1 protein-coding gene is annotated in these 473 nt (G+C 62.4%); it reads right to left on the bottom strand.

Annotated elements, in window-relative coordinates:
- Positions 1 to 175 precede the first annotated feature (175 nt).
- On the bottom strand, positions 176 to 473 hold a 298-nt coding region (locus AC5RWD_RS23215; RefSeq protein WP_494022269.1), incomplete at its 5' end, for an oxidoreductase C-terminal domain-containing protein.

Genomic DNA, 473 nt, shown 5'->3' with positions numbered 1-473 from the left:
CCCGGAAAACAGCCGGATCCGTATACAAAGAACCACCCAGCGTAGGGATCAGGCTCGGCGTGCTTACCTCAACAGACAATTTGCTCTCCAATCAAAACGGCACTCATGGGTGCTGGAAATCTTGTGTGAAATGAACTTCTTCGTGGCCGCCGTTTGTTGGCGTCCTGGTTGCCGCCTATGGCGCGGTCGCCGGAGCCAGACCGTTCGGCGCTTCGGGTCGGAGCGCCGGAGTGGCGAGATTCCGGCGCCACCGGGTGAACAGCCGCGGCTGGTTCATGCCCAGGACCGCCACGGCGTCCTCGCCCCGGTAATAAACGGCAAGGAAATTGTGTTCCCGAGGATCGCCCGTCTCTATCTCCACGCGGTCGTGGCCGGTTGAGTGGCCGGCGAACTGGATCTTCACCCCGTGCTGGTCCGACCAGAAATACGGCGGCTTCAACGGCTGCGCCGGGGACTCACTGTCCAGCAGGGCC

Source organism: Arthrobacter sp. CMU6, assembly GCF_059090205.1.
This window is presented reverse-complemented; position numbering and strand designations above follow the sequence as displayed.